19 protein-coding genes are annotated in these 24,142 nt (G+C 47.4%); 4 read left to right on the plus strand and 15 right to left on the minus strand.

Annotated elements, in window-relative coordinates:
- Positions 1-78: 78 nt before the first annotated feature.
- Complete coding sequence (locus HC965_RS05070; RefSeq protein ID WP_191030431.1) at positions 79-546, minus strand: N-acetylmuramoyl-L-alanine amidase; 468 nt, start codon at positions 544-546, stop codon at positions 79-81.
- 172 nt (positions 547-718) lie between these two features.
- Positions 719-970, minus strand: coding sequence for a DUF4248 domain-containing protein (locus HC965_RS05075; RefSeq protein WP_191030432.1), 252 nt, complete (start codon positions 968-970; stop codon positions 719-721).
- 107 nt (positions 971-1,077) lie between these two features.
- Here HC965_RS05075 and HC965_RS26615 point away from each other — a divergent pair, with 107 nt between their 5' ends.
- Positions 1,078-1,521 carry a hypothetical protein gene (locus HC965_RS26615; RefSeq protein ID WP_223854716.1) on the plus strand — a complete coding sequence of 148 codons (444 nt, stop codon included), beginning with the start codon at positions 1,078-1,080 and terminating at the stop codon, positions 1,519-1,521.
- A 303-nt stretch (positions 1,522-1,824) separates the two neighbouring features.
- Here the strand turns inward: HC965_RS26615 and HC965_RS05085 are convergent, their stop codons facing one another.
- On the minus strand, positions 1,825-2,046 hold the full coding sequence (locus HC965_RS05085) for a hypothetical protein (protein WP_191030433.1): 222 nt from the start codon (positions 2,044-2,046) through the stop codon (positions 1,825-1,827).
- Between the two features lie 140 nt (positions 2,047-2,186).
- On the opposite strand from HC965_RS05085, the gene HC965_RS05090 reads away from it, so the two are divergent.
- Positions 2,187-2,495, plus strand: coding sequence for a hypothetical protein (locus HC965_RS05090; RefSeq protein WP_191030434.1), 309 nt, complete (start codon positions 2,187-2,189; stop codon positions 2,493-2,495).
- Between the two features lie 308 nt (positions 2,496-2,803).
- On the opposite strand, the gene HC965_RS05095 is transcribed toward HC965_RS05090, so the two are convergent.
- The 3 genes from HC965_RS05095 to HC965_RS05105 all read right to left on the minus strand — a co-directional run bounded on the left by HC965_RS05095 (position 2,804) and on the right by HC965_RS05105 (position 4,023).
- A complete protein-coding gene (locus HC965_RS05095) occupies positions 2,804-3,124 on the minus strand; it encodes a helix-turn-helix transcriptional regulator (RefSeq protein WP_191030435.1) in 321 nt (106 codons plus the stop codon).
- Positions 3,125-3,141: 17 nt separating this feature from the next.
- Positions 3,142-3,690, minus strand: a complete 549-nt coding sequence (locus tag HC965_RS05100; RefSeq protein ID WP_191030436.1) for a hypothetical protein — start codon at positions 3,688-3,690, stop codon at positions 3,142-3,144.
- A gap of 87 nt (positions 3,691-3,777) precedes the next feature.
- On the minus strand, positions 3,778-4,023 hold the full coding sequence (locus HC965_RS05105; protein WP_191030437.1) for a hypothetical protein: 246 nt from the start codon (positions 4,021-4,023) through the stop codon (positions 3,778-3,780).
- 360 nt (positions 4,024-4,383) lie between these two features.
- Between HC965_RS05105 and HC965_RS05110 the strand changes: the two genes are divergently transcribed.
- Positions 4,384-5,145, plus strand: coding sequence for a Fic family protein (locus HC965_RS05110; protein ID WP_191030438.1), 762 nt, complete (start codon positions 4,384-4,386; stop codon positions 5,143-5,145).
- Positions 5,146-5,543: 398 nt separating this feature from the next.
- On the opposite strand, the gene HC965_RS05115 is transcribed toward HC965_RS05110, so the two are convergent.
- The 5 genes from HC965_RS05115 to HC965_RS05135 form a co-directional block, all read right to left on the minus strand.
- Positions 5,544-7,784: a glycoside hydrolase family 3 N-terminal domain-containing protein gene (locus tag HC965_RS05115; RefSeq protein WP_191030439.1), complete on the minus strand. Its 2,241-nt coding sequence runs from the start codon at positions 7,782-7,784 to the stop codon at positions 5,544-5,546.
- A 5-nt stretch (positions 7,785-7,789) separates the two neighbouring features.
- Positions 7,790-9,562: a RagB/SusD family nutrient uptake outer membrane protein gene (locus HC965_RS05120; protein WP_191030440.1), complete on the minus strand. Its 1,773-nt coding sequence runs from the start codon at positions 9,560-9,562 to the stop codon at positions 7,790-7,792.
- 35 nt (positions 9,563-9,597) lie between these two features.
- Positions 9,598-12,621 (minus strand): TonB-dependent receptor, encoded by a 3,024-nt coding sequence (locus tag HC965_RS05125; protein WP_191030441.1) that lies wholly within the window; start codon positions 12,619-12,621, stop codon positions 9,598-9,600.
- A gap of 30 nt (positions 12,622-12,651) precedes the next feature.
- Positions 12,652-14,214 (minus strand): sulfatase, encoded by a 1,563-nt coding sequence (locus HC965_RS05130; RefSeq protein WP_191030442.1) that lies wholly within the window; start codon positions 14,212-14,214, stop codon positions 12,652-12,654.
- 212 nt (positions 14,215-14,426) lie between these two features.
- Positions 14,427-17,261 (minus strand): triple tyrosine motif-containing protein, encoded by a 2,835-nt coding sequence (locus tag HC965_RS05135; RefSeq protein WP_191030443.1) that lies wholly within the window; start codon positions 17,259-17,261, stop codon positions 14,427-14,429.
- A 51-nt stretch (positions 17,262-17,312) separates the two neighbouring features.
- On the opposite strand from HC965_RS05135, the gene HC965_RS05140 reads away from it, so the two are divergent.
- On the plus strand, positions 17,313-17,462 hold the full coding sequence (locus tag HC965_RS05140; RefSeq protein ID WP_191030444.1) for a hypothetical protein: 150 nt from the start codon (positions 17,313-17,315) through the stop codon (positions 17,460-17,462).
- On the opposite strand, the gene HC965_RS05145 is transcribed toward HC965_RS05140, so the two are convergent.
- From HC965_RS05145 to HC965_RS05160, 4 genes are read right to left on the minus strand one after another with little or no spacing between them, the layout of a single operon-like run.
- Entirely contained in the window at positions 17,459-19,297 is a 1,839-nt protein-coding gene (locus HC965_RS05145) for a fimbrillin family protein (RefSeq protein ID WP_191030445.1), read from the minus strand. The two genes, HC965_RS05140 and HC965_RS05145, sit on opposite strands and share 4 nt — an antisense overlap.
- Before the next feature lie 24 nt (positions 19,298-19,321).
- Positions 19,322-20,776, minus strand: a complete 1,455-nt coding sequence (locus HC965_RS05150) for a sulfatase (RefSeq protein WP_191030446.1) — start codon at positions 20,774-20,776, stop codon at positions 19,322-19,324.
- Positions 20,773-22,449 (minus strand): glucoamylase family protein, encoded by a 1,677-nt coding sequence (locus HC965_RS05155; RefSeq protein WP_191030447.1) that lies wholly within the window; start codon positions 22,447-22,449, stop codon positions 20,773-20,775. Before HC965_RS05155 ends, HC965_RS05150 begins: the two co-directional genes overlap by 4 nt.
- A 20-nt stretch (positions 22,450-22,469) precedes the next feature.
- Complete coding sequence (locus HC965_RS05160; RefSeq protein WP_191030448.1) at positions 22,470-24,116, minus strand: glucoamylase family protein; 1,647 nt, start codon at positions 24,114-24,116, stop codon at positions 22,470-22,472.
- Positions 24,117-24,142: the final 26 nt, after the last annotated feature.

Below are 24,142 nucleotides of genomic sequence, written 5' to 3' on the forward strand. Positions count from 1 at the left end.
AAGGGATAAGTTGAGAATGGAGAGTGGAGAGTTGAGAGTTGCTGCGCTTTCATGCGTTTATATACCGCATAATCACTCTCAACTCTCCACTAAATACAAGTATTCAGTAGCCGCATCGAAACAGGGACACTGCTTGATATATTCGCAGGGTTCTATGGTTCCGTTGTGGTTAAGGTCGGGCGATAGGTCACGGTGACCGCAAATCTTTGCTCCCGGATAGGTAAGCAGCAGGAAGCGGAGAAGGATTTCAAGGCTTTGTTTTTGTGCGTCGGTACGGGTGTCGTCGGCACGTCCGGCGGCGTTCAGACCGCCTTCGTAGGCAACTCCTATCGATGGGGTGTTGAAGCCTTTGGCGTGGGCGCCGATGTGGGTGATGTCGCGCATGTGGTGTATCGTTCCGTCTTTGGTGATGTAATAGTGATAGCCACATTCGACGAAGCCTTGGCGTTTGTGCATGGAGTCGAGAGCTTCCGGGGTGAGGTTGCTTGTGCAACGGGATGCGGTGCAGTGCACCACAATCAGGGTGATGTTTCTTTGTTTAATCATTGTTTTGTGGGTGATTATGTGAGTGATTTTTTAGTTGTGTATGATTTCTACCCCCTTCCGTCCCCCGTTGGGGGAGACGCTTGTCGGGGGAAGTGCTCTTCCCCCTTGCCGCCGGGCGTTCCCCTAGCGAAGAGGGTTCGGGCTGTAGCCGTGGGGGCTGCTGCGCCGCGGCTTAAAAGGGTGAGCCGAAAGAGGTGGTTATCAGTTCCTTTTGCCGGGGTGTGAGGATACGGTTGCTTAGCTGATAGTTTGTTTCTTGCAATGCTTCGAGTAGTTCGGTGTCGTCCTTTATCCACTGTTTGAGGCGGATAGAAGCGGAAGCGGGTGCGATATTGGGAAAATAAAGTACGGCCAGTTCTTTAAAACCGTAACTCCGGTTGGTCAGGCTTTGACTGTTGTTTTGTAGGTGTATGTTGGTATACATGGTTATGATATTGGTTTACTGATTGTAAAGGTAGGGGTTTTAATGGCTGGTTGTTATCCATGCACTTGGTAGATATAGTTATATATGCTTGTTGGCAGAGGAAAGTTGTGACAATTGAGCAATTGTCACAACTTTCCTCTGTTTGTAACTTTTCGGCGGGGCGGACGCCCCGCTGCATGGAGCGGACGGCGAAGCCGACCGCCGGGAATTTCCGCTATTTCACACAGACTGTCCGCAGGGGGCAAACAGTCAGCCGGACACACCGTCAGGCGCAACCCGAAGGGAGTACAAGCGCCCGCAAGAAGTCGGAAACCCGCAGGAAACCGGGACACGCAGGAGTAACTAAGGGGCGGTGGTCGGGGTGGCGGCTTGCCGCCACAGTGGTGGCGTTTACATTCCGCAGGGCGTATTCCGCAAGGGTAAACATTAAACGGAGTAACTTTAAGCCTGTTCCTGAAGCAACGGAAAGCTCCCAAACAGCAGGAATATCTGGAATAGGCTGTTATGTTGAATTAAAGCACAAAATCCGGAACGGTTTTGGGACTAATTAAACATAATTGCTATTCCGGATTTCCTGCGCAAAAGCTGCACTCTACTAGAAAAACCGGAAGACCACGGCGCTAGCAACATCACGTCTGGAGGCGGCGGAAGCTTGCGCCGCCTCCAGTTCAAACGGACAAACCCGCTCAACCGTAAACCCGGGAACCCCGCACCGCAGGGCTGCACTCCTGACTGACACTTCCGTTCCTATAGCCAGACGAAAAGAGGTAGCGGATTCTCGCCTTAGTCCCGGCGTTAGTGCCGGGCGGAGCGAAACCGCACCGGTCATCGAAACTGTACCCGTACCGCATGGGCTACCGTTCCGTAAGGGTATACATCGCATAGGGTGCTGCTTCCTTTGCTGTATTCGGCAAGTGAGGGAGCGGCAACCGGAGCCCGAGTATAAGACGGGAGTAACTTCCGCTATCGTCCGCAAGGGCTACCACCGCATAGGTTGTCGCTTGTAGTCCGACTTTGCCGGGGTATGGGCGGGAGCCGGAGCCGGATACATCGGGCGGTGTAACTTCTGTAATCACTCACTTTTGATGACTTCGACCGTTATACACAGAAGTAACTTTCTAGAAACTTCCCCAAGAATGTCCCATAGAAACACTGTCAGAGGGCGGCTTTCTTTGCGCCCATTGGGTAGCTACGGGAAAGCAAGGAAAGCGGCACGGTGCACAGAAACACGGAACGTCCGAGAAACGCTGCCGGTGAAGGAATGTTCCGGTTAAACACTGACGGAGTGCTGCTGTGGGGAGCGGGGCTGTGTGGGCGGCGGTATTCCCGCTGCACGCATTGCCACGAACCACACGGCGGCACGGTGAGCAATCAGACGAAAAGCCGCAATACAAAGTATCTGCCGGAATCTGTAGAAACTATCAACTGCAAGCCATCAAGTGCAAGTACTTACAAATGGATGGCGTTCTACTGGGAACCTTACGTTTTTACAGCGTCTTTTTCCTCTTTTCTTCTACAAAGATAGGCCACAGCCGCCTGTCAGTCAAGAACCGCTACGCTATTTCAGATAAAAATATCCTGCGCTCCTACGTCGTGCGGTATTTTTATCTGAAATTTCTTGCCTGCCATCCGTCCATGTCCTGGGAGATGTATAAGAAAAAAGAAAAAAAATGTGTTCCTATGCAGTGTCGAGGCGGCTATCAGGGCGGTCTGCTAGCAGAATCCGGCAGCCGGCTTCTTCCAGGACGAAACATTTGCTAGCACTTTTCCCGAGCTGCAGCAACTTGCCCGGAAAAATCAGCTATCAGTTTTCTGTATTATATCCCCTTAGAGTTATACAGCTACCTGTTCTTCTTTGATAATAGAGATACCCAACGCTCTTTCTATTTTGGAAAGAGTTTCCAATGAAAGATTTTCCCGTCCTTTCAATATTTTCGAGATATACTGTTGGCTGCAACTCATCATTTCTGCCAGTTGCTTTTGGTTTATCCCCAGTTCGTCCATTTTATCCAGCATCAACATGGCTATGCGCTGTGAATATCGGAGCCATATTTTGTTCTCCTGTCTGGCTTCCAGTGCTTCACGCCATTTTGAAGGAGTTGAAGATGCATATTTTTCCAACTTCTCAATGGTTGTTTTCATGTCATTATCCATACTTTTTTCTCCTATAATTAAAGTTCAGTCATATAATCAACAAATCCTGTATCATCAATAACATTTTCCTGCAACAAGAAGTTCCGTACACGTTCCAATTTAGCGAGTTCCCTGCTTGTATGTTCTCTTTCCTGCATTGTTGCCGTCAATTTGATAGCCCCACCCGTAATGATATATATCCCGGAAACCAACTTGATAGCATATAGCCGTAACCATGACGAATGACCGAATTTGCGTTTCAGTCTTGCTTTTTCCTTCTGAAGCATAACATCGGATGCCTGATTGTTATCCAACGGGCGGAATATCCGGTTTAAATCAGCTTCCGGGGAAATATCTAAAATGATACGTTGCAGGCGGTCGCTATCGTCAATCGTATCGCTTATAGCGATGTTTATATCAGATATTTTAAAATAGGCAATCAAATCATTAATGTTCTCTATGAAAAATGCGCGCAACCATTGTACGTCGTCCCATTGGTCAATCGTTTTGATAAATTCGTTATCGTCATTTTCATCGAACCGAACTGCCCACAATCTTCCGTCTCTAGTAATCTTGTCGAATATCATATCTTTTTTATTAGTTGTAACAAAGATACAAAAAAAGAGGGAAACATACAACTTATAAGTTGATTATTTCGTTTTACGGATAGATTTTTATTTTGGTTTAGTAGTTGTATGGTAAATAGTAGTATCAGTATCCCAATCGTTTATTTCCTCATTTTTGTTTATTTGTAGACTGTCAATCAGATTTTTTTGATGAGTTATTTCCGGTTGTTCGCAACTTCCTATCAATTGTATAATAAAGATAATTCCTGCTATAATGATTCCCGCTATAATGTTATTGATAACATTTCTTTTTAAGCCTCTCATATAAGAATTTTGATACCTGTAATTTTGCATAAATTATATTTTTTACGCTGTGAAGTTAATAAATTAAATGCGATATTTATCACTATTTGTCACTTTAATTAGGTTTATCCGATTAAAGGAAGTATCTTTGTGTTATAATTAAATCGGACTTTGAAAAAGAATTGATACGGGTTTTGGCTTTTATCGGGGACTAATTCGGGATACACGTATAACTGCTGAAACGTAATACATTGGAATATAGCCTATATGAAGAAGCATGTTCGAATCTTGGTAGGACAACCAAAGTAGCCCTGAAAGAGAATATCTTTCGGGGCTTTTCTTTTTTTTATGACCTCAAAGCGGCTTATTAAACTAATACGATTATCTTTGTCATACTTATAATGTCGGAGTATGGATACAGAACTTATTTCTATTTTGCAGGAAGTGGATGTTTTGAAGGCAAAACTGGCTTCTTGTCGTCCGTTGCCTGCTGAAGCTTTGAAAAAGATTCAGGAAGCGCTGGATATAGAATATACTTATGAGAGTAACCGTATTGAAGGTAATACGCTTACGCTTCAGGAAACGGCTTTGGTTGTGAATGAAGGTGTTACTATTGGCGGTAAATCCATGCGCGAACATTTGGAAGCTATTAATCATGCAGAAGCTATTGATTATATCAAAGATGTGGCCAGGCAGGATATAGAGATAAGTGAGCGAACAATTAAAGAGATTCATGCTTTAGTGCTTCATGGTATCGACAGGGAAAATGCCGGTAAGTATTGCAATGTTCCTGTGATGATTTCAGGTAGTACCCATATGCCGCCACAACCTTATCTGATAGAAAAGCTGATGGAAGATTTTATGTTGGAATTTGGCAGAATGGAGAAGGACGGTGTCCATCCTGTCGTTATTGCCGCTTATTTGCATGATGAATTAGTACGCATCCATCCATTTATAGATGGCAATGGACGCACTTCACGTCTTTTGATGAACCTTTATTTATTGAGAAAGGGATATGTCATTATTACATTGAAAGGGGATAATGATGCAAAGCTTCATTATTATAAGTCATTGGAGCGTTCGCATACGGAACAACAGCATGATGATTTTTATCTTTTAGTTGCGGAAGCAGAGAAAAACGCTTTGGAAAAGTATCTTTCCATTATGATGTAAGAAAATTATTATAGCTTATTTGTATATAATATTAACTGTTTTAAAGGTCATCCTATTCATATTTGAATAGGATGACCTTTTTGTTAGCAATAATATCTTTACAGTTTTATAATAAACCCGGATATCGTTTTTAATAAACTATTGAGGGGGTTATTAAAAACGGTATCAACGTTTATTAAAAACTATTTTTGGCGGATTTCAGGGTTTTATTGGAATAATATAAACAAAATGGGAGAAAACCATTGCTGATTTTCTCCCATTGTAGTTCTTCCATACATGGAAATATATGTTCGATAATGTGCTATTATGTCTTGATTTTTATATAACTCATATTGCTTTTTCTTCTATTTTGGTTCTTCAAAGATACAAAATAAAAAAGGAAAAGTCAATAGCCGGGACTATTTTATGGTGAAAGACGCTTCCAGTGTTGCATTGGAGTCTCCGCCTATCCATAGTTTGTATTCCCCTTTTTCTTGTCCCCAGGTCATGTCTTTGCGTGTGAAAGAGAGAGCTTCGGGAGATAAGCTGAAAGTGACTTTCTGGCTTTCTCCGGCTTTGAGCAAAATCTTCTGAAAGCCTTTCAGCTCTCTGACAGGACGTGTCACGCTGCCTTTCATATCACGTATATAGAGCTGAACCACTTCTTCGCCATCCACATTGCCGATATTGGTGACGGTCGCACTGAATTGGAGCTTGTCTCCTTCTTCTGCGATGACGGAAGAAGGCTGAATATCCGAGTATTCGAATGTGGTATAACTCAAGCCATATCCGAAAGGATAAAGCGGCTCATTCGGACAGTCGATATACCGTGACTTGTACTTCTCGCTCGATACGGATTTCAGACCGAGTGGACGGCCTGTATTTTTCATATTATAGTAGAGAGGTACCTGTCCGGTAGCAAGCGGGAAAGTCAGTGTCAGTTTGCCGGAAGGATTGTAGTCACCACTTACGACTTCGGCTAAGGCTGTTCCTGCCATTGTGCCGGGATTCCAGGTGAGCAGGAGGGAAGAAACCTTGTCTGCTACCTCTTTAAGCTCTATGGGACGGGCTACAACCAGCAGGACAACAATCGGCTTTCCGGTTGATTGCAGCTTTTCAAGCAATTGCATTTGCACTTCCGGCAATTTTAATGAAGTCATGCTTGCCGCCTCACCGCTTTCCTTTTGAGATAATCCCATTGTGTAGAAAATCACATCCGCTTTTTGTGCCTGCGCTATGGCATCCCTGAAACCATCAGGTATTTCCTCATGTATCTGACAACCCGGAGAGAAGTAGATATTCTGTTTACCATATCTGTTCTCCAAACCTTCCAGGAAAGTGACGGTACGCTTCGGGTCGGGAGCAAGCACCCATGAACCTAGCATCTCCCGTTTGTGGTTGGCGAAAGGGCCGATAAGGGCAATCTTTTTCCCGTCTTTCACGGGGAGTGCGTTATCCTTGTTTTGTAGCAACACCATTGACTTCTTAGCCAGTTCTTTGGCTGCAAACAGATTGCTGTCGTTGAATAAGGTATTCTTTTCTTTCTCCTCACTTCCGTAGCGATAAGGATTATCAAACAATCCCAGTTTATACTTCATCGTCAGAATCTCGGCACACAGTTCATTGACCGTTTCTTCACTGACTGCCCCTTCCTTCACCAGCTTTTCGCCGTGGAAAAGATAGAGATTATCTACCATGCACATATTTACCCCTGCATTCATGCCCAGGCAGGCAGCTTCTTTGTCATTGTCGGCAACGCCGTGTGCTATCAGCTCCTTTACAGCCGTATAATCCGATACTACAAAACCCTTGAATCCCATTTCCTTTCTGAGAAGGTCGCGCATCAGGAAGCTGTTTGCCGTGCAAGGCATTCCGTCGTATTCGTTGAATGCACTCATAACGGTAGCCGCTCCGGCATCAATGGCAGCTTTGAAGGGTGGGAGATAAGTATCCCGCAATTCCCTTTCCGAGATGTCCACCGTGTGATAATCACGTCCCGCCTGTGCGGCACCGTAAGCGATGAAATGCTTGGCGCAGGAAAGGATTGTATTGTCTTTCGATAAATCATCCCCTTGATAGCCACGTACCATTGCCGCCGCGATAAGTCCGCCGAGATAAGGGTCTTCGCCTGAACCTTCGGACACACGTCCCCAGCGCGGGTCACGGCTGATGTCGCACATTGGAGAGAACGTCCAGTGTAATCCGACGGAAGAAGCTTCTTCGGCAGATATCCGGGCAAAACGTTCTATCTCTTCCAAGTCCCACGAGGCCGAAATACCCAGGTTGACGGGGAAGATAGTCTTATATCCGTGGATGACATCGCAGCCTAGCAGCAAAGGGATTTTCATACGGGTGTTTTCCATTGCCAGTTTTTGTAACCTGTGAGCTTCCGAGGCATTGAGTGAGCCGAATAGATTACCGCATTTGCCATCTTTTATCAGTTCCTCGATGTTATCTACCGAGCCCGTCGGCCCTGTTATATTCCCTTTGGTGGGATAGATAATCATTTGTCCCAGCTTCTCTTCCAATGTCATCTTTTTCAGGAGAGAGTCTACTTTTTGGGCGATTATTGCGTCGGAGTTATCAGCCGTGCGCTGATTGGCGCACGACGATAGTGTCAGCAGGCTAAAAGCTACTGCATACAAGAAGTTTCGTTTCATAAGTTTTATCTGTAATATTGGGTTTGTTTCACATTCAGCATATCCGATAATACGGCGGTAGGAATAGGCATCGTATAATTGCGCGGCACTTCCAGCTTATTACAAAGAGGAATCAGCGTTCTGAAGTTCTCCTGAGTGACCGGAAAATTGGGCTTATTGATAGCGTTCCATCCGTTTGTATTATTCAGATGCTGCTCTATGCCGTTGAACTCGTCGTTCACTTTGGCATCCATAGCATCCATCATATAGCCCGGATTCAGTTTGTCTATACGTACCAGTTCATAGTACCGGTTGCTCCATTCAAGGGCTATTTCAAGGCGTTTATCCTTCCATATCTGTTCCAGTAATGCTGTGCCCGATGATGCCGGGGAATCTTCCAGGTTCGCCCGTTTCCGCACCAGATTCAGCCATTTGACAGCCAGCCCGTTCTCTCCGGCGTAATGCGCGGCTTCGGCTCCTATCAGCAATACTTCACCCATGCGGAGCAGTTTAAGATTACTTCCGCCGAGATTCGTTTGCGGCGTATTACTTGTGCTGACCGGTTTCTCCTGTGCGGCCTTTCTCGAATAGCGGTTCGGCCATCCGGCAGCCAACAGATTCTTGCTATTAAACGCCACTCCATTAATCAAGTCACCGTTTATCTTTCGGAACGGACTGCTGTTGCCCGGATGCGCCATACCACTGAGCGGATTGGTAACTCCGAACAGAACTGTTCCGAAATAACGTGCGTCGATTATTTCTCCCGTATTGTTCTTCTCATACTGGTTGATAAGATTCAGCGTAGGAGCTACACGACCGTATCCACTGTACGACCTGGGTTGTGAAGGCCGCCATCCGGCAAAACGGGTGTCACCGTTGGCGGTGGACTCTGTTCCTATCTCGAAAAGGGATTCCGAACAATAATTTCCCGCCCTTCGGAATATCTCCTCAAAATTGCCGTATAGCGGATAATCCTCTTCCATTGCTTTGACAATTTCCACGATTTCCCGATAACACTGCTCCGCTTTCTCCTGATTATGATTGAAATAAAGTTCGTTGGCGGCTTGATATAATAAGGCTTTCGCCAATAAACCTTGCGCGGTTCCCAGGTGTGCATGTCCCTGCCAGTCGATGCCGTAGAGCTCTGCCCATTCCTGCTTGGTGGGAATGTACTTGACTGCCTGGCGCAAATCTTCTACGATATACTCATAAAGTTGTGTGACCGACTTGTCATTCGTCAGCCGGGCATATTCGGCAGGAGTAATGTCTCCTTCTTCGGGCAGAATAACTACCTCGCCGAACGTATTGACCAGCGTCATATAGAAGAAAGCCCGCACCACCCGGTTCTCTGCAATCAGCCCGTTCTTATACTTATTCATGAACTCGTCGAAGTAGCTGCTCAATGCACGTATATTGATATTGGTACGGTCGATGCCTTTGTAGCTTGCCGTCCATATATCATTGATGAAATTGGTGGAAGAAGGGGCAATCCCGTAAAAGTTCTGAAACTGGTTGTACATACGGTTGTGTGTCACATTTCCCGCGTCACTTAATATGGAGCCTCTCAGTGCGTTGTCCGACGCAATTTCCCCCATGGTGCTGAAAGCGTCCCCTTGCCCCTCGCTTAGTGTCAGTATGGCACCGTAGATAGATGAACTAAGTTTGATAGGGTCGTTCAGAGAGACGGAAGGAGTCATATTGTGTGCCGGTTTATCCAGGAAATTATCCATGCAAGAGGATAAGAACCCGGCAAACAGACCGGCTGTTACAGCAGTTATAATGATTCTTTTGTTCTTCATGATTCTCGTTTTTTATGATTCTTGTTCTTTAGAGTTTAGAATGAAAAGGAAGTACCTATGGTGAATGTACGGTTGTCGGGATAAAGTCCGAAATCATCCATACCGCCCCTGTTGGCGTTGCCGTTGGGGCTGATTTGCGTCTTATAGCCGGTTGCTTTGGTAAACGTATGCAAGTTGGCTCCCGACAGGAAGATGCGTGCGTTGTTCATACGAATCTTTTTCAGCAGCTTCTTTGGAAAGGCGTAAGAGAGCTGCACGTTGGCTATGCTCAGGTAGTCTCCGTCTTCAATGAAGTAACTGCTGTCCATGGATGAAGCGTCACCACGGACAAATACGCGCGGCGTGTGATAAGACGTTCCTTCGCCGTGCCAGGCATCCAGCATGGCAGTCGTAAAGTTCTGTGCATCCTGGCGGTATTGGGTACGTCTGTTGTAGACTTTATGTCCGAGTCCGCTGGTAAGGTCCATCATCAGGGTGAAACCTTTGTAAGAGAACCGTGCGTTGAAACCTAGTTGTACTTTTGGGATGTAAGAACCCAGGTAAACATAGTCGTTCGTATCTATCACCTTATCACCGTTTACGTCCTCAAATATCAGCTCTCCCACACGCGTTCCGTTGATATACGGCAGGCTTGCCAACTGTTCGTCGTTCTGAAAGACTCCGACGGCTTTGTACCCCCAAAAGCTGCCGATGGGATAGCCTTCCAGAGTCCGGTTGGGTGCATTGCTGATACCGCCGATATTGTCGTTAATCTTCTTCACGTTGTTTTTTACGGTAGAGCCTGTCACGGTAAACACACTGTTCACCTTTCCCAGTTTGGGAGAATAAGCTACGTTCCATTCCACTCCCTTGTTCGTCACGGTTCCGATATTGCTCGTTACATTAAACTTCGACGGCTGAATCAATAGCGGCATCATGACTTTCGATGTTTCTTTATAAAACCAGTCTACCGATACCGAAAGGAGATTGCGGAAAGCGGCAAAATCGACGCCGAGATTGAACGATTTCATTTCTTCCCATGACAGACTGGTGTCGTACATTAATCTGAGGGCATCGGTCGAATAAATATCGTTGTTGGGGCCTGTAACAATGTTTATGCTATTGGCATAAAGTGTCTGCGCGTTGCTCACACCTTTATCGTTACCTACTACTCCGTAGCTTGCCCTAAGTTTCAGTTTGTCCATCCATCGTGCGCCTTTCAGGAAGTTTTCTTCGGACATCGTCCATCCCAGTCCCAATGACGGGAAGAAGCCATAACGATTGTTCTTTGGATAGGAAGAAGAACCGTCCACGCGTCCTGTGGCTATCACGTTATAGCGTCCTTTCAAGGTATAAGTGATACGTCCGAGGTATGATACATAACTCTTTTCCGAACCACCGTCGGCACCGGTCACGGATGTTCCCTGTCCTGCGTACCATAAGTTTTGGTTCTTCCAGGCTTCCCATGGCAGTCCGGTGGCGAACAGGTTGGCATATTGCGTGCGGTAATATTGCATGGTGAATCCGCCCATGACCGTCAGTCGGTGGTCTTTTTTGTGCAGGTTGTAGGTCAGAGTATTTTCCAGTTGCCAGGAGTTGTTGTTAGCGCTGTTGTGCGTCAGGCGTGATATTTTATAAGGCGAGTTGGAATCCTCTACATTCTCCATGAAAGCCGGAAGGAATATCTTTTCTTCGGTATTGGCATAAGTCGTAGAGAATGCTGTCCTGAATTGCAAGGATTTGATAATATTCCACTCCAGGAAATAGTTGCTGTTGAACCTGTTTGTCTTTCGGTAGCGGTCGTGCGTATAGTGCAGCAGGGCATAGGGGTTGTTGTCTCCGCCGTTGAAGTCGTTTTCACTGTCGCTGTCACTGCTCAGGTTGTATACAGGAGCATCCGGCAGCCGTTTTCCTGTCAGGGAGAATACATTGTTTTCCACTCCGCCCTTGTTATCGGTGGTGAAGAGCATATTCACACCGATTTTCAGATTCTTGTAGAGTTGGTAAGAAGCATTAATCTTTGCGTTCAGACGCTTGTAGTTGGTGTACTCTATGACTCCTTCCTGGTGAAGGTAACCCAATCCGGCATAGAAATTGGCTTTCTTCGTGCTTCCCGATACACTTACCTGATAGTTGCCTGTCAGTGCTGTCCGGCTGGCAAGGTCTTGCCAGTCCGTGCCTTTGCCCGCGTTTTGCCAGTCGGGATAAGGAATGGAGTTAATGGCATCTGCATTCTGATAGTTATCAGCCAGGTATTCAAGATTGCGTATCTGCTGATACTGGCTTGTGTTTGCCAATGGCAGCAGACGTTCCATTTCCGCCAGTGAGAAGTTGACAGACGCGTTCACGCGGGTGATTCCCTGTTCGCCCGAACCTTGTTTGGTGGTGGCGAGAATCACACCGTTGGCTCCTCTCGAACCGTAAATCGCGGTAGCCGAAGCATCTTTCAGTACGGTGATAGACAAGATATCGCTTGTATTGATGGCATTCAGCTCTTCTAGTGTCATAAACTGGCCGTCCACTACGCAGATAGGTTCCGAATCATTGTAAGACCCTACGCCGCGTATTCTGACAGAAGCCGTTTCTCCCGGTTCGGAAGTTCCCAAAACCTGCATACCGGGGATTTTGCTTCCGATGGCATCGAGCAGATTCACTGTCGGGATTTCGTTCAGCTCTTTCCCGGAAAGGGTGGAGATAGCTCCGGTCAAGTCCTCTTTGCGTTGTGAGCCGTAGCCGACTACAATTTCCACCTGGTCCAGTTGATTGACTGCCGGTTCCATCTGAAGGCGGAGTTTGCTCCGTCCTTTCAGTTCCACTTCCCGCTTCTCATAACCGATGAATGAGAATACAAGCGTAGCTCTCGGAGCCGCTTTGAGAGCGAAGTCGCCGTTTATTCCCGAGGTGGCACCTCGCTGGGTTCCTTTCACCAGGATGGATACTCCCGGCAGCGGTTCTCCCGTCTCGTCCAGTACCACTCCGCTCACTTCGATATTCTGCGCCTGCGATAAACCTGCTATCATAAGCAGGCAAATCGTAAACAGCGTCTTGTACATAAGGTTGAAATACATATTGTTCTTCATATTTTTCTGAATTTAAGACTAATAAAATAATTATTCCATGCAGCGTTGAGGCACTTCGTATTGCTGTTGCAGTTTAGTGAGTTCCTCTTTCAGCTCCGCTGTTATTTTCTCCGTACCCTTCTGACCGTAGATGTTGTGCATTTCCATCGGGTCATTCTTCAGGTCGTAGAGTTCCCATACTTTATCCTGATAGAAATACATCAGTTTGTAGCGCTCTCCCTTCACGCCATAGTGCTTGTGCACGCTGTGGAAACCGGGAAATTCATAGAAATGATAATACAGATACTTTCTCCAGTCCGGTGTCTTCCTGCCTTCCAGCAACGGGAGAAAAGATACCCCCTGTATCTCCTTCGGGACATCTATGCCGCACATCTCCAGAAAGGTAGGAGCGAAGTCGATGTTCTGTGTCAGCTTGGTGATATGCGTGCCTGCCTTGATTTTCGGGGGAAAGCGCATCATCATCGGCATTTTCATGGATTCCTCGTACATGAAACGCTTGTCGAACCAGCCATGCTCGCCTACGTAGAATCCCTGGTCGCTGCAATATACGATGATGGTGTTGTCGAGAAGCCCTTCCTTTTTCAGGTAATCCAGCATTTTGCCTATGCTTTCGTCGAGGGAAGCAATCGTTGCCATATATTCACGGGCATAGCGTTGGTATTTCCAGATGGCGAGGTCTTTGCCTTGCAGGTTTTTCTCCCATAAAGAGTTGTTTTTCTCCCGGTAGTTGTCGTTGAAACGCTTCCATTGTTCGGGAGTCATTCGTTGGTTCAGATGCTTCCACGGGTCGAATCGTAAAGAGTCGCTTCCTTTGGCTACATTCATTTTCAGGTCGTGGCCTTCGTACATATCCCGGTAGATGTTCATCTTCTGCTTTTTGGCGGCTTCGCGTCCTTCGTAATCGTCGAAATAGTTTTCGGGGACGGGGAAGTTTACGTCGTCATACAGGTGATAATGACGTTCGGCAGGCCACCAGTTGCGGTGCACGGCTTTGTGGTGCATCATCATGAAGAAAGGCTTGTTGCGGTCGCGGTGATTCAGCCAGTTTATGGTCTTTTCGGTGATAATATCCGTGACGTATCCGTCTATGCGTACAGTATCTTTCTCGGTGATAAAGTCGGGGTTGTAGTATTCTCCCTGGTCGTTCAGGATAGTCCAGTAGTCGAATCCGGTAGGTTTCGTCACCAGGTGCCATTTGCCGATAAGGGCTGTTTGGTATCCGTTTGCCTGGAACACTTTCTGTACCAGTAGCTGCGAACCGTCAAACTTGTTTCCGTTTCTCATAAAGCCGTTGGCATGGCTGTGTTTCCCGGACATCACGGAAGCACGGCTCGGGCCCGACAGGGAGTTACAGCAGTAGTTAGCCTCGAAAAGCGCTCCTTCGTTGGCTATCCGGTCGATGTTCGGCGTAGGAGCCAGACAGGAAAATTCAGAGCCATAGGCGCTGATGGCTTTCTCGGCATGGTCGTCGGACATGATAAAGAGAATATTGGGGGCGGACTCCTTCGCTTTATTCTGCGCATGAGTTCCGGCAAGCGGGAGCAGGGGAAGTACTGCTCCTAATAATAGTTTGTTTTTGGCGACTGTTTTCATAAGTTGCATTATTTTTTCGTTGTGATGCAAAGAAAAACATTGTTTGGCGAGGCATAAAAACAAACAGTGCCATTTGGTTACGTCAGACTGAATTTTCTTGGGAAAACAGATACTACATCACTACTTCAAACTGCATTTCTCGCTTATTAAATAGTTGATAATAAACAGCTTGCAATAAACCGGATTATGAAACGGAAGTACCCCCCGGATGCCTAGAAATCAATGAGAAACTGCACCAGGTCGACGTTGGAGTCCAGTTCCATCTTTTTTCTTAAACGGTATCTGGCTGTTTCTACTGCACGTACTCCTATATTCAGCATATCCGCCATATCTTTGGTACTCATATTCAAGCGTAACAGGGCACATAACTTCAGGTCGTTGGGCGTCAGTTCGGGGAAACGCTGCCGGAGATTTCTGAAGAAATGTTCGTGAATCAAGTCGAAATTCGAGAGAAACAAATCCCACTCTTTCCCTTTAGAGGTCGCGTTGTCTATCATGTCCATCAACTTCTGATAGTATTTGTTGGGATATTGGCTGCCCAACATCCGTTTGTGGTTCTCTATTTCCTCTTTGATGGCGAGCAGTATCTTGTTGTTTTCGATAATCGTCATCGTAGATTGCGTCAGTTCCTTGCCTTTGAACAGGATTTCATCATTGAGCCTTTTGTTTTCAAGTTCGATGATTTGCTGTTCGCGTTCTTTGATAATGTGGCGTTGTTGGCGCAGGGTTCTTCGGCGGACACCTGCATAGATAGCTAAGAGAATCATTACCAAAAGGAGAATATAGCCGGCATATGCCCACGGACTCAGATACCAGGGCGGTAATATCCTGAATGAGAAAGAAGTGGTCGTCACGGCTATTCCTTTTTCGTCGATAGCCCTGCATTTCAGACAGTAGTTTCCTGACGGAAGTCGCTGGATATTGATGGAAGGCGTGTTTTGTTTCTCCTGCCAGTGTTTTTGAATACCGTTTTCTTCCAGTTTGAACTGGAAGTATATGTCCTCATTGTAAGCAGGATACGCCACCTGGACGTCCAGACTGTTGAAATCGGAAGTCAGTTGATAAGTCGTATCTCCCGTTCGGGCAGGAAGGCTTTGTTCCTCGTCTTTCAGTATATTGTAGGAAGTGATGTGGTTGAAAGTCATTTCCTGGTTGAGGGGAGTATGGTTGATTTCCGGCTTGTTGGGAATCAGTACGAGTACATTCTCCGCGCATAGGATAGAATATTCGGGAGTGATGGGCACAATACTCTCGAAATCCTTGTGCATCCGCAGGTTGTAGTTATCAAACAGGAGTACTTTTTCTATCACCGGGATGTCGGAAGCCGCCATATTGACCAACGCTATTCCCGTGTCCGTGATAAACCAGTAATAGGTGTTGTCCACCTTTACGATGCGCTTGGTGTGGGTGATAAATTCCAAATGAGTATTCAGGCGGTCGTAAGGAACGATGGAGTCCGAAAGGTCGTTGTAGGTGTAGAACTGCTTCTCGTTTGTGAATACAATTCTTCCGCCGATGTTGAATACACCTATCTGCGTGCGGCTTGAATCCCCGATGCAGGAGAGAAATTCGTTTCCGGTAAAGTCCGTCCGGTCGCGGTTCATTTTCAACTTGTATATGCCTTTGCGGGTATGTGCCACCCAGAGGTTTCCGTTATTATCGAATTCCATGTATCGCGGATAGCCGTTGAAGTTACTCAGCCGTTGGCGGAGTGAGTAGTTGCCGGACGGTTCTACGTCATAGAGGTTGATAGAGTTGTAGCTACCCAGCAGGAAACCTTTTCGTTGCTGCGGGTAATGAATCTCCGTGCCGGCCAATGCACCGCCGGTAGGGTACATTTCGGTCAGTTGGTTCTGCTTGTTCAGTAAGTAAGTGGCTTTGCTGTGTCCGATGATAAGTCCTTCGTCGGTTTTCAGCAGTTTCTGTACGAAGCCGTTTTGCAGGTTCACCCGTTCCGGTGAAAAACTTTGTTCCTGAGCCAGGAAATCCCCGGCTTTTACTCGCCACAGACCTTGGTTGGAAGCGATGTAGAGATAGTCGTTCCATAGGGCGACGTCGAAGATAGAGCCGATATTGTTCTCTTTCAGGTAGTGGAAAGAGAAAGAGTCGTTGATAAATACGAGTGAAAGCCCTTTTTCAAGCCCAATCCAAATATTGTTGGCTTTGTCCTTGAAGAGAGACAGGACGGTGTTATGCTGCAACTTCGTTTGGTGGTCTAATTTATAGAGCAGACCGCCTTGCGGGTCGAAACAGAGCAGGCCGTTGCTGCGCGTTCCTGCCAGCAGATTACCGTTCTCTGCATAGAGAGCTTCGTTATTTCCGGAGATATTCGGGGTTTTGTTGATGGTTGCCTGCGGAGTGTATTCTCCCTGGTCGTAAATCCAGAATCCCTGGTTTTCCGTTTGGATGAGCAGGCGGTTGTCTCCGTAGGGCAATATGCTGCGGACAGGGCTTTGAAGGGGGGAGTGGGTGGCGGGCAGTTTGACGAGGTTGTTCTTTTCCAATCGGTAAAGTTCATCCTGGACGACTACATAGATTTTGTTCTCCACCTTATACAGGCGTTGCATCATGTTCTTCACCGGGTAGAAGGCGACTTGCTTCGATTGGGTATCAAAAGAAAAGTAACCGGCAAAAGACTGGAAGTAAATCAGGTTATCTTCCTGCTCGATGCTCCATATATCCTTGTTCTTCAGCTCCTTGTGCTGGAATAGGGAGGAGATGGACGAGTAGACCAGTTTGCCGTATTCGTTTCTTTCAAAGTAGCCGAATTCTTCGTAGCTGCCGATATAGATACGGTCGTCCGGCGCGATATGCAGGGAGCGGATAGTCCGGTTCTCGTTTGTTGTATAGGTTTGCCAGGTCTTTCCGTCGTAGCAGACCAGGCCATAGCGGTTGGCAATATAGATAATGCCTTTGCTGTCTTGTTCGATGTCCCAGTTCTGACACATCACTTCCTTGTTCGTGAAATTTCTGACGAAAGGGATGGAAGCTGCCAAAGTAGTGGCAGAGACGAATAATATAGTAATGAGCGCACAAATGTATTTCATAGTTGCAACATCATATATGGAGTTCTTGAGCAAAAATACAAAACTTTAGCAATGCTACAAGGGGCAGGACTGAAAACTTATGCTTATATACAGTTGCGCCAACGTATTGGCGCAATGACGCCGATACGTTGGCACGGGCTTGCCAATATTTTGGTACTACAGTGTCAATACACTGGCACAAGCCCGGATATTAATACCTAAGGTGCCGTTACTTCTTCTCCGTTCTTATAGGCTTTGCCGCTTGCAGAAGTTACGGTAGAGCCTTCCAGGTTATAGTTGGCGTTGTCTTTGTAAACTTCGCTAAAGCCTTTGGTCGTTGCTGCGTTCTGGCTCCATCCTACCATATAGCAGATGATGGCGTCTTTGGCGCTATTGCTCTTGGCGGATAATATTCCCAGCATTTGGGAAGTAGTGGCGGGAAGCTTGTCCGTCAGGAAACCCGGAGCAGAGTTCCCTAGGAATCCGCCTAGCCATACGACTCCTGTTTGAGATTCGGTAGAAAGGATAACCCCCGTTTCGACTGTGCATTTGGCATTGGTCATTACCGAATTGGTGGTTATACCCCCGATGATTCCACCTGTATGGGCATCTCCCTGGTTATTTACACGAATCGTTCCTTTGTAGGATAAATCACAGTCGGCAGCAGAAGAAGCGTTTGTCCATTCGCCGACTATTCCACCGGTCTTTAAGGCTCCTGTTGCCGTATTCTTTATGGTGATGCTGACTTCCGAACGGATATTTCCGGATAATACCGTGCTGTGTCCCTGTCCTATCAGTCCGCCTGTTTGAGTGGCGCCTGTCGATGTAATGTCGATGCTTCCTGCGATAGTCAGGTTCTTTATTTCGGCAGCCTGCGTATGGGCGAAGAAGCCGATTCCGCGTGCTGCGCTTGCTGTGAAAATCTTCATGCCGCTGATAGTCTTATTATTACCATCCAATGTGCCGGCAAAGGGAAGAGTGTTGCTTCCGATAGGTTCCCAGTTTTCTCCGTCAAGGGAGATATCGGCATCCAGTTTGAAATGCTTTCCGGCAAAGTTTGTGGTAGCGTCACCTTCACGCGAATCACGGCTGATGGCACGCAGTTGTCCGGCGGTTGTGATCATCCAGGGACTTTCCACTGTTCCTTCTCCCGTTTGGGTATAGTCGTCGTCCGGTTCCGGCTCCGGTTCTTCGTCTTTGGCTACGGTTACTTCAAACGTATGTTGCTTTCCTTTCTCAAAGGTGATGCCGTCCAGGGTGGCGGTGTAGACTTCATCGTTCGTGTCCGTGACGGATACAGTCAATTGCTTGCCGCTTAAATCGACGGGGAAGATTAATGTGTTTGCTTCCAACTCCTGCAAAGCTCCGAAATCTTTCAGGTTCAGCGTTACTTTGTTGGTACTTTCGTTGGCTATCAGCTTGAAGTTTGCGGCATCGAGAGGGTAGTTGTTGCAATTGGCGGATTTGATAAATTCCTTGCCGCCTGTACTGATTTCCATAGTCGACGGAGTGAGTACTTCGGGCAATGTGATTTTGAATGTCAGGATGGACATTTGCGGTTGGAAATCAATCGGTTTGATGACGCCCTCTTCGTAAATGCTGACGCCATACATGTAGTAGAAGGCGGAAAGATGTCCTGTCGTGGCATTTCCTTTCTGAATAAGCAGGTTCTGTGCATCGGTCGGGTCGGTGCCGGGAGCGGGCAGGAGAGTGCCTGTCACGTTTGCCTTGTCCTTGGCTTTTCCGGCGGGATAGAATGCGCGGATATAGTCGCCTTCTTGCGGAATGGGGAACGCTTTCTTGACAGCTTCGAATGTAGCCTGGTTCACTTGCGAATCTTCGGTATAGAAAAGATTCTTTTCAGAGTCCGCTTTCTTCGCGTATAGGGCGATGGTGTTATCCGTATTCCATTGTAGGGGCTCCGGGATGATGGCTTCGGTGGTGATTACGCCTTGCTTGTTTCCGCCCTGCGTTGCGTCATCGTCGTCGGAACATCCGCTGATAAATAGCGCGGTGGCCAGTGTGATGCCCCATTGGATAAAATTGATATTTCTCATATTGGTAAATTTATAGGTTGTTGATTATTGCTTGTCTCCGATTTCTTTTTGAGTTTGGCGGAGGGTTTCTTTTAATTCGTTTATCACTTTCGCGTATTTCTTGTTGTCGTACTGGTTGCTCATTTCGTACGGGTCTTTCTGCAAGTCGTAGAACTCCCACACGGGTTGGAAGTCGGCTTTATCGACAGAGCCTTTCGTGCCGCATGATTTTCCGTAGAAATAAATCAGTTTGTAGCGGTCGGTACGTAGTCCGTAGTGGGCGGGGATATTGTATCCCTTGAAGTTCATCCAATAGCGGTAGTAAGCTATTTTGCGTGCGTCGGGAGCTTCCTTTCCGGCGAGGGAGGTGCAGAAGCTCCTGCCGTCCATATAGTCGGGAGTCGAGATGCCTGCGTATTCAAGAAGTGTCGGGGCGAAGTCGATGTTCTGAACGAAAGTCTTGCAGGCGGTGTGCTCCGGTATTCTTTTGGGGTAACGGATGACTAGCGGCATACGCAAGGCTTCTTCGTACATCAGCCGTTTGTCTACAAGTCCGTGTTCGCCCATGTAGAAACCCTGGTCTGAGGTGTAGACAATGATGGTGTTGTCCAGTTGCCCTTTCTTTTCGAGGTAATTGAGCAGGCGGCCTACGTTCTCGTCTATTCCGGCGATGCAGGAGAGGTAAGTACGGATATATTCCTGGTAGGCATCTTTCACTCTGTCTTCTTTGGGCAATTCCTTGTTGGCAAAGCGGCCGCCGGAAATCTTGTTGTGTACGGATTTCAGTATGTGGCGGTTGTCGAGGTTCTCGTACAGGTTGCCGGGTTCGGGGAATGTGACGCCTTTGTACAGGTCTTTGTGCCGTTCTGCCGGGGTGAAGGGGGTGTGAGGTGCTTTGAAGTGGCACATCAGGAAGAAAGGTTTGTTCTTATCCGCTTTCTCCATCCAGTCGATGCATTTGTCCGTGATGACGTCCGTGCAGTAGCCTTTGGTGCGCACGGCGTGCTTCACGTCGAAGGGCAGGCCGCTTTCCATAAAGCCGGGGTCTTCATATTTGCCTTGTCCGGGCATGACGCTGTAAAAGTCGAACCCTTCGGGTTGGGTGCCGATATGCCATTTGCCTACGATGGCGGTTTGATAACCGTTCTTTTGAAGTTCCTTTGCCATGGAAGGGTGTCCGGCAGGAAGTTCGTCGGCAAGGGTATATACCTGGTTGTGGTGGCTGTATTGTCCCGTCAGGATGGCTGCCCGACTGGGGGTACTGATGGAATTGGTGACAAAACAGTTGTCCATTCTGACTCCTTCACGTGCGATACGGTCGATATTGGGAGTTTTCACGTAGTCTTTCAGTACCGATGCATATACACCGATGGTCTGGAAAGAATGGTCGTCGGACATGATATAAAGTATGTTTGGTCTGTCTTGTGCGGTAAGGGCGGCTACGGTGCCCAAAGCCAGGGTTGCCGTACTTATGCTTTTCTGAAGGAGTGGGGTTTTCATCTTAGGTGAATGTTTAAAGTATCTGTTAATTTATTGTCTTTATACATATTCAGGCTGTATGCGCGTTTGCTCCATTGCTTGTAGGGGAGCAGCAGCGTGTTGAGTCCTTTGCTTATCGCATCGGGAATTACTTTGCGGACTGTATCTCCACAACGGAGTGTGAAATGGATATTCGCTGAGGCTGTATCAGACCAGTATCGTATCCTGTAATTCTCCGTATCGGGGTGTACGATTAAATCGGCCGCCCCTGTCTGAAGATTCACGGGATTCTGACAGAATCCTTCCGTATAACCGGATGCCCTGAATCCTGCCATCTCAAGCCCTTTGCGGATAGGTTCACTTTGCAGTGCCAGTCGCCAAATCAATCCGCTGCGGTAATTCTCGATAATGGATACGAGAGGCATCACAGAGATGGATAAATATCGGGAGTCTGCCCATCCCAGGCTTGTATTATACGCATCGGTAATGCCGTAAGTTCCTTTCATGCGGGGCGTTTCATAGAGCGAGTTAATGACTTGCTGGGCATAGAACGGAGTGACTGTGATGGCTCCCATTGCTCCTGTGGCGCAAATGGTGCCGTCGTCGCGTCCCTCTCCGGGTGAGCGGCCTTTGTACCCTAATGGTTCCGGCCCGTAGCAAGCGCTCAAGCCCCAGTTTCGTTCGTCGTACAGATACTCTTTCGGAGCATCGTTCAGGCAATATTGCCGGTTTATTAGCGCATGGTTGGTGCAGAACTCCCAATAATCTGCATAGTTATCCTGATAGATGAAAGGGTTTATCCATAAAAACGGGTGCTGTGTGGTGAAAAGCGGGCCGCCTTTTTCTTCATTTCCCAGTTCAAAGGTGTATCCGTAGGCAGTGCGTCCCTTGTTGAAGAAGTTTTTTCCACGCCATCCGTTGGTGTAAACATCTTCTGTGATGGCAAGTTCTTTGGGAGCGGATAATGCCAATAGGTAAGCGGGCAGGGCTTCGCATGGCCCGCTTATTTTCAGTGGGGCAAAGCCCATGTTCTTATCCCATGCCCAATAGAGCGTTTTCTCGCCATTGGTATAGAAATTCCAGTCTATCTCGTTGTGAAACTTTGTCACGAGCGCTCTTGCCTGGACTTCCGTTGCATCCTCCGAATTGAAGTATTCCGAGCAGACAAACAGTCCCATCATCATAAAGGCAGTCTCCACCAAATCGCCTGCCGACTGCTGTTTCGGGTTGAAAGGAGAACCTGCTCCCGTCTTTCCATTCATCCAGTGCGACCATGCACCGTGATAACGCTCGGCTCTGTTGAGGAACGTGCACATATCCAGGAAACGCTGCGCTCCTTCCTTCCTGCTTATCCATCCGCGTTCCACGGCGACAGGAATGGCGGTGGCTGCATAGCCCGAACCTGCCAGTGCCACGTTTATGGCAGGACGTTCCGTGCCGATTAACGCCATCTTGCTGTCCTTTTGATAGTCTTCGTAGAAGAAACGGAAGTAGCCACGCTGTATGTCGGTCAGCGTCTGCCTTTGTTTCTCCGGTGTATATTCCAGTGAATCGGCAAAATAGCTCCCTTCGGGAACGACGGGGGCAGATGGTATCTCCGGCTGTTCCGATGAATGGAAAGCCTGTTCGTCCGAGCAGCTGCACGAACAGGTGGCGGCTGTCAGGAAGAAATAAAGTATCGGTTGGAGTTTCATATTCGATAAGATAAAGGGAATTAATTGAGCTGTACTTTTACCTCTGCTTTCGCTTTACCGTCTTCTATCAGACGGATCATGCAGCGTTTCGTATCTTCTTTCAGTTTATTCAATATGCTGCCGTCGAAAGAGAGCAGGTTGAGGCCTTCCGGATACTTTTTCGCTTGGATTTCCGAAAGGACTTTTGTACCAGTTTCGTCTGTAATCTGAAATGAAACAGTACCCGCTTCTTTCAAATAGAAATCCAGTTCGTACATTCTGCGATCCGGATGGCGGATCATGTCATAATATCCCGTGCGTGTATCTGCAATCGCATACGGGAAGCCTGTGGGATGTACCGGACGATGTATCCCCGCCTTTTCCATCCCTTTCCTGATGTCGGGGTGACTGGCGAGCAGTTTCCATAAGAAACCGCTGCGGTAGTTCTCTATCATAATGACAATCGGTGCTTGGTCGATGGCGATTCTGCCTTTGAAATACCAGTTGTCCACCAGGCTGTAACCGTCTCCGAATCCGCCCGGAGTGCGTAGCTGTGGACAGTTGTAATGCAGATTGAGCAACATCTGTATGGAGTAGAAAGGCGTGTAAGGTATGGACGAAAGGGCGGCGGTAGGAGCTATCACGCCGTCATCCCGCTTCGGAGTACGTGGCTTGTAGCCTTTCTTGACAGGCTGATTGGGGCCTGAACCTGCGCTTAGTCCCCAGTTGAATACGTCGTATTGATATTCTTTGGGAGCTTCTTCCATGCAATAATGCCTGTGTATCATGGCATGATAGGTGCCATATTGCTGATAATCCACATAATTGTCCTGCATCGCCTTTGGATTCATTCCCAAAAAGGAATAGTGGGACAGGAATAACGGCCCGCTCAAATGAGTTCCCATCACAAAAGGATAACCATAATGTGCCTGTCGGGGCTTGAATATCTTTCCGCTCTGTTGCCATCCGTTTTTATATACTTCGGCATCGACGGCATACTTATCCGGTGCGCCTAAGGCGAGGATATAAGTAATCAATGCTTCGTTATATCCGCGCAGCGGCAAGGTAAACGTTCCGTTGGTACATTCCCACAGCCAATAGAGTTCTCCGTCGTGCACGAAGTCGCTCCATTGTATGGTTTCGCGGAAGCTGTTTACCGTTTTCCGTATCTCTTTTTCTACAGAATTATTCTCTGTCAGATAAGCCTGGGCTGCATAAAGCCCCATCATCATAAAAGATGTTTCCACCAAATCGCCGGATTCTATCTGCTTACCGAACTTGACCGGCTGCCCTTCCGCGTTCATCCAATGTGACCAGACTCCTTTTATACGTTCCGCTTTATCCAGATAGCGCACAAGCGTGAGAATACGCTTCGCTCCCTCTTTGCGGGTAATCCATCCCCGTTCTATTCCCGTCAGTGTCACCATGACACCGAAGCCGCTTCCGCCGGTAGTCAGATTCTTGTTGTTGACATTCGTGCCTGCGTGAATCATTCCGGTCTGTTTATTGGCGAATTGCCAGAAATGATTGAATGCGGCACGTTGTTCTTCTTCCAATATGACACGTACGGAGTCGGGATGGTATGAGAAGGAAGACGTCGCCCGGATGGACGCGGCATATCCTGATATGCATATGATACATGACAGCAGGAGACTGAATACTGTTTTCTTTAGCAGGGAGTGATTCATAGTTTTTTATTTTTTGAGCAAAGTAA

Origin of the sequence: Bacteroides sp. GM023 (assembly GCF_014750685.1) — a bacterium.
Taxonomy (GTDB): Bacteria; Bacteroidota; Bacteroidia; order Bacteroidales; family Bacteroidaceae; genus Bacteroides.

Coding starts and splice junctions, on each gene's coding strand:
- HC965_RS05130 (WP_191030442.1), bottom strand. CDS start 14,214: ATGAAAACAGTCGCCAAAAACAAACTATTATTAGGAGCAGTACTTCCC.
- HC965_RS05110 (WP_191030438.1), top strand. CDS start 4,384: ATGGATACAGAACTTATTTCTATTTTGCAGGAAGTGGATGTTTTGAAG.
- HC965_RS05140 (WP_191030444.1), top strand. CDS start 17,313: ATGCTACAAGGGGCAGGACTGAAAACTTATGCTTATATACAGTTGCGC.
- HC965_RS05135 (WP_191030443.1), bottom strand. CDS start 17,261: ATGAAATACATTTGTGCGCTCATTACTATATTATTCGTCTCTGCCACT.
- HC965_RS05150 (WP_191030446.1), bottom strand. CDS start 20,776: ATGAAAACCCCACTCCTTCAGAAAAGCATAAGTACGGCAACCCTGGCT.
- HC965_RS05070 (WP_191030431.1), bottom strand. CDS start 546: ATGATTAAACAAAGAAACATCACCCTGATTGTGGTGCACTGCACCGCA.
- HC965_RS05105 (WP_191030437.1), bottom strand. CDS start 4,023: ATGCAAAATTACAGGTATCAAAATTCTTATATGAGAGGCTTAAAAAGA.
- HC965_RS05160 (WP_191030448.1), bottom strand. CDS start 24,116: ATGAATCACTCCCTGCTAAAGAAAACAGTATTCAGTCTCCTGCTGTCA.
- HC965_RS05100 (WP_191030436.1), bottom strand. CDS start 3,690: ATGATATTCGACAAGATTACTAGAGACGGAAGATTGTGGGCAGTTCGG.
- HC965_RS05125 (WP_191030441.1), bottom strand. CDS start 12,621: ATGAAGAACAATATGTATTTCAACCTTATGTACAAGACGCTGTTTACG.
- HC965_RS05155 (WP_191030447.1), bottom strand. CDS start 22,449: ATGAAACTCCAACCGATACTTTATTTCTTCCTGACAGCCGCCACCTGT.
- HC965_RS05075 (WP_191030432.1), bottom strand. CDS start 970: ATGTATACCAACATACACCTACAAAACAACAGTCAAAGCCTGACCAAC.
- HC965_RS05145 (WP_191030445.1), bottom strand. CDS start 19,297: ATGAGAAATATCAATTTTATCCAATGGGGCATCACACTGGCCACCGCG.
- HC965_RS05120 (WP_191030440.1), bottom strand. CDS start 9,562: ATGAAGAACAAAAGAATCATTATAACTGCTGTAACAGCCGGTCTGTTT.
- HC965_RS05115 (WP_191030439.1), bottom strand. CDS start 7,784: ATGAAACGAAACTTCTTGTATGCAGTAGCTTTTAGCCTGCTGACACTA.
- HC965_RS05095 (WP_191030435.1), bottom strand. CDS start 3,124: ATGGATAATGACATGAAAACAACCATTGAGAAGTTGGAAAAATATGCA.